Source organism: Saccharopolyspora flava, from assembly GCF_900116135.1.
GTDB classification, from domain to species: Bacteria; Actinomycetota; Actinomycetes; order Mycobacteriales; family Pseudonocardiaceae; genus Saccharopolyspora; species Saccharopolyspora flava.
Genome location: NZ_FOZX01000003.1, coordinates 259912 through 277386 on the forward strand (window position 1 = coordinate 259912; position 17475 = coordinate 277386).

The window sequence follows — 17475 nt, forward strand, 5'->3', positions numbered from 1 at the left end:
TCAGGCGTCTCCCAGTTCGTTGTCGAGGAGGGCGAACATCTCGTCGTCGGAGGCGTTGTCGAGGTCGATGTCCGCCGCCTGCTCCTGGGTGTTCGTGCGGCGGGAGTCCCAGCGGGTCTTGAGGACGTCGAGGCGTCCCGCGACCTGCTTGTGGATCTCGACGTCGATGTCGGCGCTGCCGAGGGCGTTCTCCAGCCGTTCGAGCTCGGCGAGGATCGAGGTTCCCTCGTCCGGGGCGAGCTCGGTCAGCAGGTGGTCGGCCAGTTCCTGCGGCGTCGGGTAGTCGAACACCAGCGTGGCGGGCAGGCGGGTGCCGGCCGCCGCGCTGAGCCGGTTGCGGAACTCGACCGCCGTCAGCGAGTCGAAGCCCATCTCCTGGAACCGGCGGCCGGGTTCGACGGCGTCCTTGTCGTCGTGGCCCAGCACTTCGGCGGCCTGGTGCTGGACGGCGTCGAGGACGATCTCCGCGCGTTCGGCGGCGGAGCGCCCGGCCAGCTGCGCGGTGAGCACGTCCGCCGCGGCCTCGGTGACCGCGCGGCGGGACCGCCGCCGGACGAGACCCCGCAGCATCGGCGGGACCTCGCCGCGAGACCGGATGGTCGCCAGGTCCAGGCGCACTGGCAGCACCACGGCCCGGTCGACGCCGAGAGCCGCGTCGAACAGGGCGAGGCCGTCGGCGACCGGCAGCGGCGGCATCCCGGACCTGGCCATGCGTTCGGTGACGTCGGCGGCCATGCCGGTCTGCTCCCACGCTCCCCACACCAACGACGTGCCGGGCAGTCCGAGCTCGCGGCGCCGGTCGACGAGCGCGTCGAGGAACGCGTTGCCCGCCGCGTAGTTGCCCTGCCCCGGGTTGCCGAAAGTGCCCGCGAGGGACGAGAACACCACGAACGCCGACAGGTCGCCGGTGAGCTCGTGCAGGTTCCACGCGGCGTCGACCTTCGGTCGCAGGACCGCGTCCACGCGTTCCGGTGTCAGCGAGTCGATCGGGGCGTCGTCGAGCACACCGGCGGTGTGCACGACGGCGGAGACCGGGTGCTGCTCGAGCAGGTCGGCGACGGCGGCGCGGTCGGCGACGTCGCAGGCCGCGACCTCGGCCGACGCCCCGAGGTCGGCGAGCTCCTTGAGGAGCTCCTCGGCCCCGTCGCTGTCCGGGCCGCGCCGGCTGACCAGCAGCAGTCGGCGAACGCCCCGCTCGGCGGCCAGGTGCCGGGCCACCAGGGCGCCCAGTCCGCCGGTGCCGCCGGTGATGAGCACGGTCCCGTCGGCGGCCCACGTCGTCTCGCCGGAGGGGCCGACGCGGGTGAGCCGGGGAACCTGGACCTCGCCGTCGCGCAGCCGGACCTGGGGTTCGCCGGTGGCCAGCGCCCGGGCCAGGGCGGCCGGGTCGGTGGTGTCGGTGTCGATCAGCGCGAACCGCTCCGGGTGCTCGGACTGGGCCGAGCGCACCAGACCCCACACCGCCGACGAGGCCACGTCGCCGCTGGTCACGAACACCAGCCGCGACCCACCGCGCTCGATCCACCGCTGCGCCAGGTCCAGCGCTCGCGCCGTGAGCTCGTGCGCCGACGCGACGACGTCACCGCCGCCGGTGATCGGCACCAGCACCACCTCGGACTCCGGCAGCTCCTCGTGCACCGGCCCGGGCAGCCCCAGCTCGTCCGGGCCGAGCACGGCCCAGTCGGGTTCGGGCGCGTCGGGCGCGGTGATCGTGGTCCAGTCCAGGCCGAACAGGTCGCGCGAGTTCTGACCGGCGAGTTCCGGCGAGATCGGCCTCACGACCAGCGAGTCCACCGAGGCGACCGGGGCTCCGGTGGTGTCGGCGAGGGCGAGGGTCATCGCCCCGTCGTCGGCGACCGTCATCCGGACCCGCAGTTCCGCGGCGCCCGAGGCGTGCAGGGACACGCCGGTCCAGGCGAACGGGACTCCGGCCTGCCCGTCGCCGCCGGTGAGGAAGGCGGTGTGCAGGCTCGCGTCCAGCAACGCCGGGTGCAGCCCGAACCCGCCGGTCGCAGCGTCTTCCGGCAACCTGACCTCGGCGAACACCTCGCCGTCACGACGCCACGCCGCGCGCAGGCCCTGGAACAGCGGGCCGTAGTCGAACCCGGCCTCGGCGAACCGCTCGTAGCAGTCCGCCAGGTCCAGGGCTTCGGCGTCGGCCGGCGGCCACGCGGACAGGCCCGTCGGGGCGGGGTCGTCCCCGGCCGCCAGGACACCCGTCGCGTGCTCGGCCCAGGGCGCGTCGGAATCGCCCTCGGGCCGGGAGAACACCGTGACGCTGCGGCGGTCCGCGTCGTCCGGGGCGCCGACGACGACCTGCAGCTGGACCGACCCGTCTTCGGGCAGGACCAGCGGCGCGGCCATCGTCAGCTCCTCGACCCGGTCGCAGCCCACCTCGTCGCCGGCGCGCACCGCGAGCTCCACCAGCGCCGCACCGGGCACCAGCACCTGGCCCATGACGACGTGGTCGGCCAGCCAGGACTGGGACCGCAGCGACAGGCGGCTGGTGAACAGGAACCCGTCCGTTCCGGCCAGTTCGACCGCGGCGCCCAGCAGCGGGTGCTCGACGGCCTGCAGGCCCAGCCCGGAGGCGTCGCGGGACTGGCCCGCGGGCATCGGCCAGAACCGCTTGTGGTCGAACGCGTAGGTGGGCAGGTCGACCCGGCGCGCGCCGGTCCCGGTGAAGAACGGCCGCCAGTCGACGTCGACGCCAGACACGTGCAGCTGGGCCATCGCGGCGACCGCGGCGACCTCCTCGGCTCCGTCCTTGCGCAGCATCGGCACCAGCACGGCGTCCTCGACGGTCTCCGCGGCCATCGCCGAGAGCACCCCGTCGGGGCCGAGTTCGAGGAACGCGCTCACCCCAGCGTCGGCGAGGTCGGCGACGACGTCGCCGAACCGCACGGCTTCCCGCACGTGCTGCACCCAGAACTCGGGCGAGCACACGTCGCCGGACACCACCACGGGCACGGTCGGGCTCTGGAACGACAGCCCGCTGATGGCGTCCCGGAACTCGTCGAGCATCGGCTCCATCAGCGCCGAGTGGAACGCGTGGGACACGCTCAACCGCTGGAACTTCCACTGCGAGGCGACATCGAGCACGGCGTCCTCGTCACCGGCCAGCACGACCGATTCGGGCCCGTTGACCGCCGCGAGCGAGACGACCCGGGACGGCTCGTCCGACAGGTGCGGCAGCACGTCGGCCTCGCTCGCGCGGACCGCGACCATGGCACCTCCGGGCGGCAGCGCCTGCATCAGGCGTGCTCGGGCGGTGATCAGCGCGCACGCGTCCTCCAGGCTCAGCACGCCCGCCACGTGGGCCGCGGCGACCTCGCCGATCGAGTGGCCGGCCAGGTAGTCGGGGCGCACGCCGAACGACTCGACGAGCCGGAAGAGCGCCACTTCCAGGGCGAACAGGGCCGGTTGGGCGATGCCGGTCTGCGTCAGCGGTTCCTCGTCGGCACCCCACATGACGTCGCGGACCGCCGGGTCGAGGTGTTCCAGGACCTCGTCGAGGGCTTCGGCGAACACCGGGAACCGGTCGTAGAGCTCGCAGCCCATGCCGACGCGCTGCGAGCCCTGACCGGAGAACAGGACCGCCAGCGCGCGCTCCTCGGCGACGCCGCGCGCGGATTCGACGACGCCGGTGTCGCCGTCGAGCAGGACCGCGCGGTGCTCGAACACCGGGCGCGATTCCACCAGGGAGTGCCCGACGTCGACGGCGGATTCCTCGTCGACGTAGGCGCGGATCCGCTCGACCTGACCGGACAGCGCGCCCTCGGTCTTGGCCGACACCGGCAGCGGCACCACACCGGGCAGGACCTGGGTGTCCTCCTCCGGCTCGGCCACCTCCTCGGGCTGCTCCAGGATCAGGTGGGCGTTGGTGCCGCTGATGCCGAACGAGGACACCGCCGCGCGACGGGGCCGTGAGACCTCGGGCCAGTCGGTGGTGTCGGTGAGCAGCGAGACCGCGCCGGCCTCCCAGTCGACCTGGGAAGAGGCGATGTCGGCGTGCAACGTCCGGGGCAAGGTCCCGTGCTGCATCGCGGTGATCATCTTGATCACGCCCGCGACACCGGCCGCGGCTTGGGTGTGGCCGATGTTGGACTTGATCGACCCCAGCAGCAGCGGCTGCTCGCGGTCCTGACCGTAGGTCGCCAGCAGCGCTTGCGCCTCGATCGGGTCGCCGAGAGCCGTTCCGGTGCCGTGCCCTTCGACCACGTCGACGTCCGATGTGGACAGACCGGCGCCGGCCAGGGCTTGCCGGATGACCCGCTGCTGCGACGGACCGTTCGGCGCGGTGAGCCCGTTGGACGCGCCGTCCTGGTTCACAGCGCTTCCTCGCACGACCGCCAGCACGTGGTGGCCGTGGCGGCGGGCGTCGGAGAGACGTTCCAGCACGACGACACCGGCGCCTTCGGACCAGCCGACGCCGTCCGCCGAATCCGAGTACGCCTTGCAGCGACCGTCGGCGGCCAGGCCGCGCTGCCGGGAGAACTCCACGAACGAGCCCGGCGTGGACATCACCGTCACACCACCGGCCAGCGCCATCGAGCACTCACCGCTGCGCAAGGCCTGCATCGCCCAGTGCATCGACACCAGCGACGACGAGCACGCCGTGTCGACGGTGACGGCCGGCCCCTCGAAGCCGAAGGTGTAGGCCACGCGGCCGGAGACGACGCTCGGCGAGTTGCCGGTGCCCTGATGGCCTTCGGAGCTGCCGCTGAGCAGCTGGCTGTAGTCGCTGTACATGACGCCGGCGAACACGCCGGTCCGGCTGCCGCGCAGCGACGTCGGGTCGACGCCGGTGCGCTCCAGGGCTTCCCACACGGTTTCCAGCAGCAGCCGCTGCTGGGCGTCGGTAGCCAGCGCTTCGCGCGGCGACATGCCGAAGAAGGCGGGGTCGAAATCGCCCGCGTCGTGCAGGAATCCGCCGGACCGGGTGTAGGAGGTGCCCGGGTTGTCGGGGTCGGAGTCGAACAGCGCGTCCAGGTCCCAGCCTCGGTCGGCCGGGAACTCGGTGATCGCGTCGACCCCCTCGGACACCAGCCGCCACAGGTCCTCGGGTGAGGCCACCCCTCCCGGGTAGCGGCAGGCCATGCCGACGATGACGATCGGGTCGTCGGCGGTGTCGACCAGGACCGGCAGGTCCGCGGCCGGTTCGGTGCCGCCGAACAGCTCGTCGCGCAGGTGCTCGGCGAGCACGCGGGTCGTCGGGTAGTCGAACACCAGCGTCGCGGGCAGTCGCAGGCCCGTGACGGTGCCGAGCCGGTTGCGCAGCTCGACGGCCGTCAGCGAGTCGAACCCGAGCTCCTGGAACGCCTTCGACGGATCGACGGCGTTGGCGTCGGCGTGGCCGAGGACCGCGGCGACCTCGCCCGCGACGAGCTCGACCAGCGCCGCCGACCGCTCGCTCGCGTCGAGACCGGTGAGCCGGGCGATGAGCGTCTCGGCCGTGCGGGTCTGCGCCAGCGAGCGTCGCGACCTGGTGCGGACCAGGCCGCGCAGCAGCGGCGGCACGTCGCCGCCGGAGCGCAGGGCCGCCAGGTCGAGGCGGACCGGCAGGACCACGGCGCGGTCGGTGGCCAGGGCCGCGTCGAAGAGCTCCAGCCCCTCCTCGGGAGTGAGCGCGGGCATGGCCGAGCGGGTTTCGGCCGCCATGCCCTGCTGCCACGCTCCCCAGGCCAGCGAGGCCCCTGGGAGGCCGAGGTCGCGGCGGTAATCGATCAGGGCGTCAAGGAACGCGTTGCCCGCCGCGTAGTTCGCCTGCCCCGGAGTGCCGAAGGTGCCTGCGGCGGAGGAGAACACGACGAACGCCGACAGGTTCTCGGTGAGCTCGTGCAGGTGCCAGGCGGCGTCCACCTTCGGACGCAGCACGGCATCCACCCGCTCGGGGGTCAGCGACTCGAGCACACCGTCGTCGAGCACGCCCGCCGCGTGCACCACGGCCGAGATCTCTTGCTGTTCCAGAAGATTCGCGACGGCATCGCGGTCGGCGACATCGCAGGCGACCACCTCGACGCGCGCACCGAGGTCGGTGAGCTCGGTGGGAACGTCACCGCCGCGACGGCTCACCAGGACCAGGTCACGAACGCCCTGGTCAGCGACCAGGTGACGGGCCACCAGAGCGCCCAGGCCGCCCGTGCCGCCGGTGATCAGGACGCGGTCGCCCCAGGTGATCGGGTCATCCTGCGGTGTCACCCGGGCCAGGCGCGCGGCCAGGACCCGGCCGTCGCGGATGAGCAGCTGCGGCTCGTCGGTGGCCAGCGCCCGCCTCAGGGCGGTGTCGTCGGGCTCGTCGACGTCGATCAGCACGAACCGGCCCGGGTGCTCCGACTGGGCCGAGCGCACCAGGCCCCACACCGCCGAGGCCGCCACGTCCCCGTTGGTCACGAACACCAGCCGCGATCCACTGCCGCGCTCGATCCACCTCTGCGCCAGCTCCAGCGCTCGCGCGGTGAGCTCGTGCGCCGACGCGACGACGTCGTCGCCGCCGGTGATCGGCACCAGCACCACCTCGGACTCGGGCAGCTCGTCGTGGACCGACCCCGGCAGGCCCAGGTCGTTCGGGCCGAGCACCGCCCAGTCCAGGTCGGCGGGTTCGGCGGTCACCGGGTTCCAGTCCAGGCCGAACAGCGCGTCGCGGCTCACGCCGCCGAGCTGCTCGCGCGCGACCGGGCGCACCGCCAGCGACCGCACCGAGGCGACCGGGGTTCCGGTGGTGTCGGCCAGGTCGAGGGTCATGGTGCCGTCGGTGGAGCGGGTCAGGCGCACCCGCAGTTCCGTCGCGCCTGCCGCGTGCAGGGTCACGTCCGCCCAGGAGAACGGCAGTCCCGCTTCACCGCCGGTCTCGGCGACGAACGCGGTGTGCAGGCTCGCGTCCAGCAACGCCGGGTGCAGCCCGAACCCGCCGGTCGTGACGTCCTCGGGCAGCGCGACCTCGGCGAACACCTCGCCATCACGACGCCACGCGGCGCGCAGACCCTGGAACAGCGGGCCGTAGTCGAAGCCGGCCTCGGCGAGGCGGTCGTAGCAGCCCTCCAGGTCCAGGGACTCGGCGTTGGCGGGCGGCCACTCGCCCAGTTCGGTCGCGTCGTGCGGGAGCGCCCCGGCGAGCACACCGGCGGCGTGCTCGGTCCACGGCGCGTCGGCGTCCTCCGGCCGCGAGTACACCGCGATCGAGCGTCGTCCCGACTCGTCGGGAGCGCCGACGGCGACCTGCAGCCGCAGCGCGGTCTTCTCCGGCAGCACCAGGGGCGCCGCCATCGTCAGCTCCTCGACCCGCTCGCAGCCGACCTCGTCACCGGCGCGGATCGCCAGCTCCACCAGGGCCGCGCCGGGAACCAGCACCTGGCCCATGACGACGTGGTCGGCCAGCCACGGTTGCGCGCGCAGCGACAGGCGGCTGGTGAACAGGAACCCGTCCGAGCCCGCCAGTTCCGCGCCGGCACCCAGCAGCGGATGTCCGAGCGCGGTGAGGCCCAGGCCCGAGGCGTCGTGGGGTTGGGCGGTCGGCGTCGGCCAGAACGTCCGGTGGTCGAAGGCGTAGGTGGGCAGGTCGACGCGGCGCGCCCCCGTCCCGGTGAAGAACGGCCGCCAGTCCACGTCCACACCCGCCACGTGCAACCGCGCGAGCGCCGTGACCGCGGCGACCTCCTCATGACCGTCCTTGCGCAACATCGGCACCGCCAGAGCGTCCGGAGCGGTCTCGGAGACCAACGCCGACAACACCCCATCAGGCCCGACCTCCAAGAACGCCGAAGCCCCAGCCTCCACGAGCTCACCAACAGCGTCCCCGAACCGCACGGTCTCCCGAACGTGCTCCACCCAGAACTCGGGCTCGGTCACATCCCCGGCAGCAGCAACCGGAACCACCGGCTCCCGGAACTCCAGCCCCTCAACAACGTCCCGGAACTCCCCGAGCATCGGCTCCATGAGCTCCGAGTGGAAAGCATGAGACACGTTGAGTCGCTTGAACTCCCAGTTCTTGGCGACCGCCATCACGGCGTCCTCGTCCCCGGCCAACACGACCGACTCGGGCCCGTTGACCGCCGCCAAAGAGATGACACCCGATCGAGAATTGCCATTTTCGTGCGGTCGAATACCGGAGTTTTCGTCGGGTCGAATACTCCGGTATTCGTCCCCCCGAATCTGGGAGTTTTTGACCGACCCAGAATCACCCGACAGGTAAGGCAGGACTTCGGACTCGGTCGCGCGGACCGCGACCATCGCACCGCCCGAAGGCAAGGCCTGCATCAACCGGGCTCGGGCCGTGATCAACGTGCAGGCGTCTTCGAGGGACAACACGCCCGCCACATGGGCCGCGGCCACCTCACCGATCGAGTGACCTGCGAGGTAGTCCGGGCGGAGGCCGAAGGACTCCGCCAGCCGGAACTGGGCCACCTCGATCGCGAACAAGGCCGGTTGGGCGACGCCCGTTTGGTTGAGGGCTTCCTGATCGTCGCCCCACATCACCTCGCGGACCGTCGGGTCCAAGTGGGTCAGGACCTCGTCCAATGCGTCCGCGAACACCGGGAAGCGGGCGTACAACTCCCTGCCCATGCCCAGGCGTTGGGAGCCTTGGCCTGCGAAGAGGACTGCGAGGGAGCCGTCGTGGGGTGTGCCCGTGGCGAGGTCCGTGATGCCGGAGTCGGTGGCGAGGAGGACCTTGCGGTGGTCGAACCGGGAGCGGGAGGTGACCAGGGAGAAGGCGATGTCCAGGGCCGGGGTGTGCTCGGCGGCGGCGCGGATGCGTTCGGTCTGGCCGAGCAGGGCGCCCTCGGTCTTCGCCGAGATCGGCAGCGGCACCGCCGTCGGGCGCACCGTCACCGCCTTCGGCTCCGGGGTGTCCGCGGCGGGGGCCTGCTCCAGGATGACGTGGGCGTTGGTGCCGCTGATGCCGAACGAGGACACGCCGGCGCGGCGCGGCCTGCCGGTGTCCGGCCACTCGACCGGGGCGTTCAGCAGCTCCAGGGCACCGGCTTCCCAGTCGACGTGCGACGACGGGACCTCGGCGTGCAGGGTGCGCGGCAGGGTGCCGAGCCGCATCGCCGCGATCATCTTGATCACGCCCGCGACACCGGCCGCGGCCTGGGTGTGGCCGATGTTGGACTTCACCGACCCCAGCAGCAGCGGCCGTTCCCGGTCCTGCCCGTAGGTCGCCAGCAGCGCTTGGGCCTCGATCGGGTCGCCCAGGGTCGTCCCGGTGCCGTGCGCTTCGACGGCGTCCACATCGGACGGTTCCAGCCCGGTGGAGGCCAGAGCCTGCCGGATGACGCGCTGCTGCGACGGGCCGTTCGGCGCGGTCAGGCCGTTGGAGGCGCCGTCGGAGTTCACCGCCGAGCCCCGCAGCACCGCCAGGACCTCGTGCCCGTTGCGGCGCGCGTCCGAGAGCCGTTCCAGCACCACGAGTCCGACGCCCTCAGACCAGCCGACGCCGTCGGCGGAGTCACCGAAGGCCTTGCAGCGGCCGTCCGGCGCGAGCCCGCCCTGCCGGGAGAACTCGACGAACGAGCCCGGCGTGGACATCACGGTCACACCACCGGCCAGCGCCAGCGAGCACTCGCCCTGACGCAGGGCCTGCGCGGCGAGGTGCATCGACACCAGCGACGACGAGCACGCGGTGTCCACGGTCATCGCCGGTCCCTCGAAGCCGAAGGTGTAGGCGACGCGGCCGGACACGACGCTCGGCGAGTTCCCGGTGCCCTGGTGGCCCTCCGAGGCGTCGGTGAGCAGCTGGACGTAGTCGCTGTACATGACACCGGCGAACACACCGGTGCGGCTGCCGCGCAGGGCGGACGGGTCGATGCCCGAGCGTTCCAGCGATTCCCACGCGACCTCCAGCAGCAGTCGCTGCTGGGCGTCGGTGGCCAGCGCTTCGCGCGGCGACATGCCGAAGAACTCGGCGTCGAAATCGCCTGCGGCGGTGAGGAATCCGCCGGATCGTGCCGTGGAGGTCCCGGCCTGGTCGGGTTCGGTGTTGAACAGCAGGTCCAGGTCCCAGCCGCGGTCGGTCGGGAACCCGGTGATCGCGTCACCGCCCTCGGACACCAGCCGCCACAGGTCCTCGGGCGAGGACACCCCGCCCGGGTAGCGGCAGGCCATGCCGACGACGACCACCGGGTCGTCGTCGGTGGCCGCCAGGACCGGCAGGGCCGCGTCCGCGTCGGCACCGAACAGCTCCTCGTGCAGGTGCTCGGCGAGAGCGTGCGCGGTCGGGTAGTCGAAGACCAGCGTCGCCGACAGTCGCAACCCGGTCGTCGAGCCGAGCCGGTTGCGGAGTTCAACAGCCGTCAGCGAGTCGAAACCGAGGTCCTGGAACGCCTTCGACGGATCGACGGCGTTGCCGTCGGCGTGCCCGAGGACCGCGGCGACCTCCCCGCGCACCAGCTCCAGCAGGGAATCGCGACGGTCGGTCTCGTTCAGGCCGCGCAGGCGGGTCGCCAGCGACTCGGCCGTGCGCGAACCCGTCCCCGCCCTGGCGGTGCGGCTGCGGACGAGTCCCCGCAGCAGCGGTGGCACTTCGCCGCGGGCACGGATCGCGGCCAGGTCGAGGTGCAGCGGCAGCACCACGGGTCGCCCGGTGGCCAGGGCAGCGTCGAACAACCGCAGCCCCTCCTCAGAAGTGAGCGCAGGTGTGGCCGAGCGGGTTTCGGCCGCCATCCCCTGCTCCCACGCGCCCCAGGCCAGCGAGGCACCCGGCAGCCCCTGGGCCCGCCGGTGCTCGACCAGGGCGTCGAGGAACGCGTTACCGGCCGCGTAGTTCGCCTGACCGGGGGTGCCGAAAACGCCTGCGGCGGAGGAGAACATCACGAACGCCGACAGGTCCTCGGTGAGCTCGTGCAGGTGCCACGCCGCGTCCACCTTCGGACGCAGCACGGCATCGAGGCGATCGGCGGTCAGCGACTCGATCACACCGTCGTCGAGCACACCGGCCGCGTGCACCACGGCCGAGAAGTCGTGCTGCCGCACCAGTTCCGCCACCGAGTCGCGGTCGGCCACGTCGCAGGCCACGACCTCGACGTCGGCGCCCAGCCCGGCCAGCTCGGCGGGCAGCTCTCCGGCGTCTCCGCGCCTGCTGACCAGCAGCAGCTCGCGGACACCGTGCTCGGCCACCAGGTGGCGGGCCACCAGCGTGCCCAGACCACCCGTGCCGCCGGTGACCAGCACCCGGCCGTCCCAGACGACCGGCTCGCCCTCCGGCGCCACCCGCGCCAGCCGGGCCGCCAGCACCTCGCCGTCACGGATCAGCAACTCCGGCTCGGCGGACTCCAACGCCGTTGCGAGCGAAGCGAACTCGACGTCCCCGGAGATGTCGAGCAGCCCGAACCGGCCCGGGTGCTCCGACTGCGCCGAACGCACCAGCCCCCGCACCGCCGAGGCCGCCAGGTCGCCGCGCGTCACGAACACCAGCCGGGACTCGGCGGAACGCTCGCCGCTCAGCCAGTCCTGCAGCAACGCCAGGGCGCGGGACGCGGTCGCGTGCGCGGACTCCGGAACGCCGCCGGGTTCCGGGGCGATCGGTGCCAGCACCACACCGCCGGTCTCCGGCCGCAGGTGCGGCTCCACGCGCGTCTCGATCCCGGGCAGCGCGTCGACCAGGCCGAACTCGTCCGAGCCGAGGATCGTCACCGGTGCGGAGAAGGTCTGCGCGGGCACCGAGGTCCACTCGACGCCGAACAGCGACCGCCGCTCCACCCCCGAGGTGGCCAGCTGGTCCCCGTCCACCGGGCGCACCGTCAGCGCCTCCACCGAGGCCACCGGGACGCCGTCGGGGTCGGTCATCGCGAGTTCGATCGCCCCGTCGGGCTCGCGGCGGAGCCGCACCCGCAGCTCGGTCGCGTCCCACCCGTGCAGCGTCACGCCCGACCAGGAGAAGGGCAGGCCCGCTCCCCCGTCCCCGGTGACCGCCGCCGCGTGCAGGCAGGCGTCGAACAGCGCCGGGTGCAGGTCGAAGCCCTCGGTGTCGACGCCCTCGGGCAGGGCGATCTCGGCGAAGATCTCCGGCCCGCGCTGCCAGACCGCGCGCAGTCCCTGGAAGACGGGGCCGTACTCCAGTCCGGCGTCGGCGAGCCGGTCGTAGCAATCGTCCAGCGCGACGGGTTCGGCGTCGGCGGGCGGCCAGACCGCCACGTCGAGCTCGGTCTCCCGGCCGTCGACCGCGAGCACACCGCCGGCGCACGGCGTCCACTCCTGCTCGTCGCCGTCGGGCTGGGAGTACACGTTGACGGTGCGTCGGCCGGACTCGTCGGCCGCGCCGACCCACACCTGCACCCGCACGCCGCCGTGCTCGGGCAGGACCAGCGGCGCGACCAGCGTCAACTCCTCGACACCGCCGCAGCCGAGCTCGTCACCGGCGCGGGCGACCATCTCGACCAGCGCGGCGCCCGGCACGACCGGGCGTCCCACGACGGCGTGGTCGGCCAGCCACGGGTGCGACTGGAGCGACAGCCTGCTGGTGAACAGGGCGCCTTCGCCCTCGGCGAGCTCGACCGCCGAACCGAGCAGCGGGTGCTCGGTCGACAGCAGCCCGAGACCGAGGGAGCTGTCGTGCCGGGCCGCGACCGCGGGCCAGAACCACTGGTGCTGGAAGGCGTAGGTGGGCAGGTCGATGCGGCGCGCGCCGGTTCCGGCGAACAGCGGCTCCCAGGTGACCTCGACGCCGATCGCGTGCAGCCGGGCCAGCGCGGTGACGGCCGCTTCCTCCTCGCCGCGGTCCTTGCGCAGGATCGGGACGAGCACCGCGTCCTCGGCGGTCTCGGCGGCCATGCCGGACAGCACGCCGTCGGGGCCGAGTTCCAGGAACGCGGTGGTGCCCGCGTCGACGAGCTCGGCGATGGCGTCGCCGAACCGCACGGGTTCGCGCACGTGCCGCACCCAGTGCTCCGGCGAGGTCACGTCACCGGAGGCGACGACCGGGATCGTCGGGGCGCGGAACGTCAAACCGCTGACGACCTGCTCGAATTCCTCGAGCATCGGGTCCATATGCGGTGAGTGGAAGGCGTGCGAGACGTGCAGGCGGGTCGACTTCCACCGCGACGCCACCTCCAGCACCGCGTCTTCGTCGCCGGAGAGCACCACCGACGCCGGGCCGTTGATCGCGGCGAGGGACACGCCCCCGACCAGGTGCGGCAGCACCTCGGCCTCACCGGCCTGCACCGCCACCATCGCGCCGCCCGGGGGCAGGGCCTGCATCAGCCGTGCCCGGGCGCTGACCAGGGTGCACGCGTCCTCCAGGGACAGCACCCCGGCGACGTGGGCGGCGGCGATCTCGCCGATGGAGTGCCCGGCCAGGTGGTCGGGCCGCACGCCGAAGGACTCGACGAGCCGGAACAGGGCGACCTCGATCGCGAACAGCGTCAGCTGCGCGGTCCCGGTCCGGTTCAGCTCCTCGGCATCGGAGCCCCACATGATGTCGCGCACGGCGGGGTCGAACCGTTCCAGGACGGTGTCGAGGGCGTCGGCGAACACCGGGAACCGCTGGTAGAGCTCGCGGCCCATGCCGAGCCGCTGCGAGCCCTGCCCGGTGAACAGCAGCGCCAGCGTCCGGGGCTCGGCGACGCCGCGCCCGGCGTGGACGACGCCGTCGCCGGTGGCGATCAGGGCGGCGCGGTGCTCGAACAGCGAGCGCGAGGTGGCCAGCGCGTAGCCGATGTCCAGCGGGGATCCCTCGGCGGAGCGGATGCGGTTGATCTGCTCATTGAGCGCGTCCTCGGAGCGCGCGGAGACCATCCACGGCACGGCGGCCGGCGGCGTCTGCTCGGCGGGTTCTTCGTCGGGTTCCCCGTGTTCGAGGATGAGGTGGGCGTTGGTGCCGCTGACGCCGAACGCCGACACCGCGGCCCGGCGCGGCCGGTCCACTTCGGGCCAGGCGGTGGGGTTGGTGAGGAGTTCGACGGTGCCGGCTTCCCAATCCACGTGCGTGGACGCCGTTTCGGCGTGCAGGGTGCGCGGCAGGACGCCGCGCTGCATGGCGGTGACCATCTTGATCACGCCGGCGACACCGGCGGCGGCTTGGGCGTGGCCGATGTTGGACTTGATCGACCCGAGTCGCAGCGGCTCGTCCCGGTCCTGACCGTAGGTCGCCAGCAGTGCCTGGGCCTCGATCGGATCGCCCAAAGTGGTTCCGGTGCCGTGCGCTTCCACCGCGTCCACGTCCGATGTGGACAGACCGGCGCTGGCCAGGGCCTGGCGGATGACCCGCTGCTGCGACGGACCGTTCGGGGCGGTGAGCCCGTTGGAGGCGCCGTCCTGGTTGACCGCGCTTCCTCGCACGACCGCCAGCACGTGATGTCCGTGGCGACGGGCGTCGGAGAGCCGTTCCAGCACGACCACGCCGACGCCTTCGGACCAGCCGACGCCGTCGGCGGACTCGCCGAAGGCCTTGCAGCGGCCGTCCGGGGACAGACCGCGCTGCCGGGAGAAACCGATGAACGCGCTGGGCGTGGACATCACGGTCACACCACCGGCCAGCGCGAGCGAGCACTCGCCCTGGCGCAGGGATTGCGCGGCGAGGTGCATCGACACCAGCGACGACGAGCACGCGGTGTCGACGGTGACGGCCGGTCCCTCGAAGCCGAAGGTGTAGGAGACGCGGCCGGACACCACGCTGGAGCCGCCGGTGGCCTGGTAGCCCTCGGCGTCACCCGCGAGGAGCTGGGCGTAGTCGTTGTACATCACGCCGGCGAACACCCCGGTGCGGCTGCCGCGCAGGGCGGACGGGTCGATGCCGGAGCGTTCCAGCGACTCCCACGCCACTTCCAGCAGCAACCGCTGCTGGGCGTCGGTGGCCAGCGCCTCGCGCGGCGACATGCCGAAGAAAGCGGGGTCGAATTCGCCCGCGTCGTGCAGGAATCCGCCTTCGCGGACGTAGGACGTGCCTGCGTGGTCCGGGTCGGGGTCGTACAGCGCGTCGAGGTCCCAGCCGCGGTTGTCGGGGAACTCGGTGATCGCGTCGACCCCGTCGTCGACCAGCCGCCACAGGTCCTCCGGCGAGGAGACCCCACCCGGATAGCGGCAGGCCATGCCCACGATCACGATCGGGTCGTCGGCGGTGTCGACCAGGACCGGCAGGTCCGCGTCCGCGTCAGCACCGAACAGCTCGTCGGCTAGGTGCTCGGCGAGGACGTGGGCCGTCGGGTAGTCGAACACCAGCGTCGCCGGCAGTCGGAGCCCGGTCGTGGCGCCCAGGCGGTTGCGGAGTTCGACGGCGGTCAGCGAGTCGAAACCGAGGTCCTGGAACGCCTTCGACGGATCGACGGCATTCCCGTCGGCGTGGCCGAGGACCGCGGCGACCTCCCCGCGCACGAGGTCGAGCAGCGCTGCGGCGCGGTCGGCTTCGCCGAGCGAACCGAGCCGGGCGAGCAGGGATTCGGTGGCGCCCGATCCGGCCAGGCTGCGGCGGGATCGGGTGCGGACGAGTCCGCGCAGCAGCGGCGGCACGTCGCCACCGGCCCGCAGGGTGGCCAGGTCGAGGCGGACGGGCAGGACGACCGGGTCGGTCGTGGCCAGGGCGGCGTCGAAGAGCCGCAGGCCCTGCTCCGGCGACAGCGGCGGCATCCCCGAGCGGGTGAGCCGCTCGGCGTCCGCGGCCATGCCCTGCTCCCAGGCACCCCAGGCCAGCGAGGTTCCGGGGAGGCCGAGGGAGCGGCGGTGCTCGATCAGGGCGTCGAGGAACGCGTTGCCCGCCGCGTAGTTCGCCTGGCCCGGAGTGCCGAAAGCGCCTGCGGCGGAGGAGAACACCACGAACGCCGACAAGTTCTCAGTGAGCTCGTGCAGATGCCAAGCGGCGTCGACCTTCGGCCGCAGCACCGCGTCGACTCGCTCGGGGGTCAGCGATTCGAGGATTCCGTCGTCAAGCACACCGGCCGTGTGCACGACGGCCGAGATGTCGTGCTGTTCCAGGAGGTTCGCAACCGCGTCGCGGTCGGCGACATCGCAGGCAACCACCTCAACGCGCGCACCGAGGTCGGCGAGCTCGGCCGGGACGTCACCGCCGCGACGGCTCACCAGGACCAGGTCACGCACTCCGTGCTCGGCGACCAGGTGGTGAGCCACCAGAGCGCCCAGGCCGCCCGTGCCGCCGGTGATGAGAACGCGTCCGCCCCAGCTGACCGGGCCGCCTTCCGGCGCGACCCGCGCGAGGCGAGCCGCGAGGACCTGGTCGTCGCGGATCAGCAGGTGCGGTTCGTCACTGGTCAGCGCCCGGGCCAGCACGTTGGGCGACACCTCGTCGGTGTCGAGTTCGAGCAGGCCGAAGCGGCCCGGGTGCTCGGACTGGGCCGAGCGCACCAGGCCCCGCACGGCGGAGGCGGCGACGTCGGCGCTGCGCGTCACGAACACCAGGCGGGAGTCGGCGGGCCGCTCGGACAGCCAGTGCTGCAGCAGGCCCAGGGCGCGGTTGGCCTGGGCGTGCGCGGAGGGCACGACGTCGGCGGCGGCGACCACCGGAACCAGGACCAGCGGGGCCGACAGCGCGTCGAGGTCCTCGCCGACCTCGCCGGGCAGGTTCAGCGGGTTCGGGCCGAGGACCTGCCAGTCCGCCTCGTCGCCGGTCAGCGCGGCCGGGGTCCAGCGGAGGCCGAACAGGGAGTCGCGCTCGGCGAGCCCGTCGGTCGACACCGGGCGCAAGGCCAGGGAATCGACCGAGGCGACCGGGGTTCCGGCCGGGTCGGCCAGGGCCAGCGACATCGAGCCGTCAGCCTGCTTCGACAGGCGGACGCGCAGGTGGGTGGCGCCGGCGGCGTGCAGGGACACACCGGTCCAGGAGAACGGCAGGCCCGCCGCCCCGTCACCGGCGACGCCCGCGGCGTGCAGGCACGCGTCGAGCAGCGCGGGGTGCAGGCCGAAACCGCTGGTGTCGGCCTCGTCGGGCAGGACGACTTCGGCGTAGACGTCGCCGCCGTGCCGCCACACCGAGCGCAGTCCCCGGAAGACCGGGCCGTAGCCGAACCCGGCGTCGGCGAACAGGTCGTAGCAGCCGGTCACGTCGAGCGGGCTCGCGTCGGCGGGCGGCTGGAGACCGTCGTCGAACCACGGCTGCCGTTCGCCGGAGGCGAGGGTGCCGGTGGCGTGCTCGGTCCAGAACCCGTCCACGGCCTCGGCCGGGCGGGAGAACACCGTCACGGCACGAGCACCGGACTCGTCGGCGTCGCCGACCACGACCTGCACCTGCACCGCGCCCTGCTCGGGCAGCGTGAGCGGCGCGGCGAGCGTGAGCTCCTCGACCCGGTCGCAGCCGACCTCGTCACCGGCCCGCAGCGCCAGCTCCACGAGAGCGGCACCGGGCACCACGATCTGCCCGAGGATGACGTGCTCGGCCAGCCACGGCTGGGAGCTCACCGACAGGCGGTTGGTGAACAGCACCCCGCCCGAACCGGCGAGGTCCGCCGCGGCCCCGAGCAGCGGGTGCTCGACGTCCACCAGGCCGAACCCGGACACGTCCCCGCTGCGGGTCCGCAGCAGCGGCCAGTACCG

The 17475-nt window shown here is 73.0% G+C and carries 1 protein-coding gene (only partly in view); it reads right to left on the minus strand.

Annotated elements, in window-relative coordinates:
* Positions 1-17475: the 3' portion of a type I polyketide synthase gene (locus tag BM424_RS11565; RefSeq protein ID WP_093416101.1), read on the minus strand. It continues 12771 nt past the right edge of the window; only the last 17475 of its 30246 coding nucleotides appear in the window; the start codon falls outside the window, past its right edge; it ends in the stop codon at positions 1-3.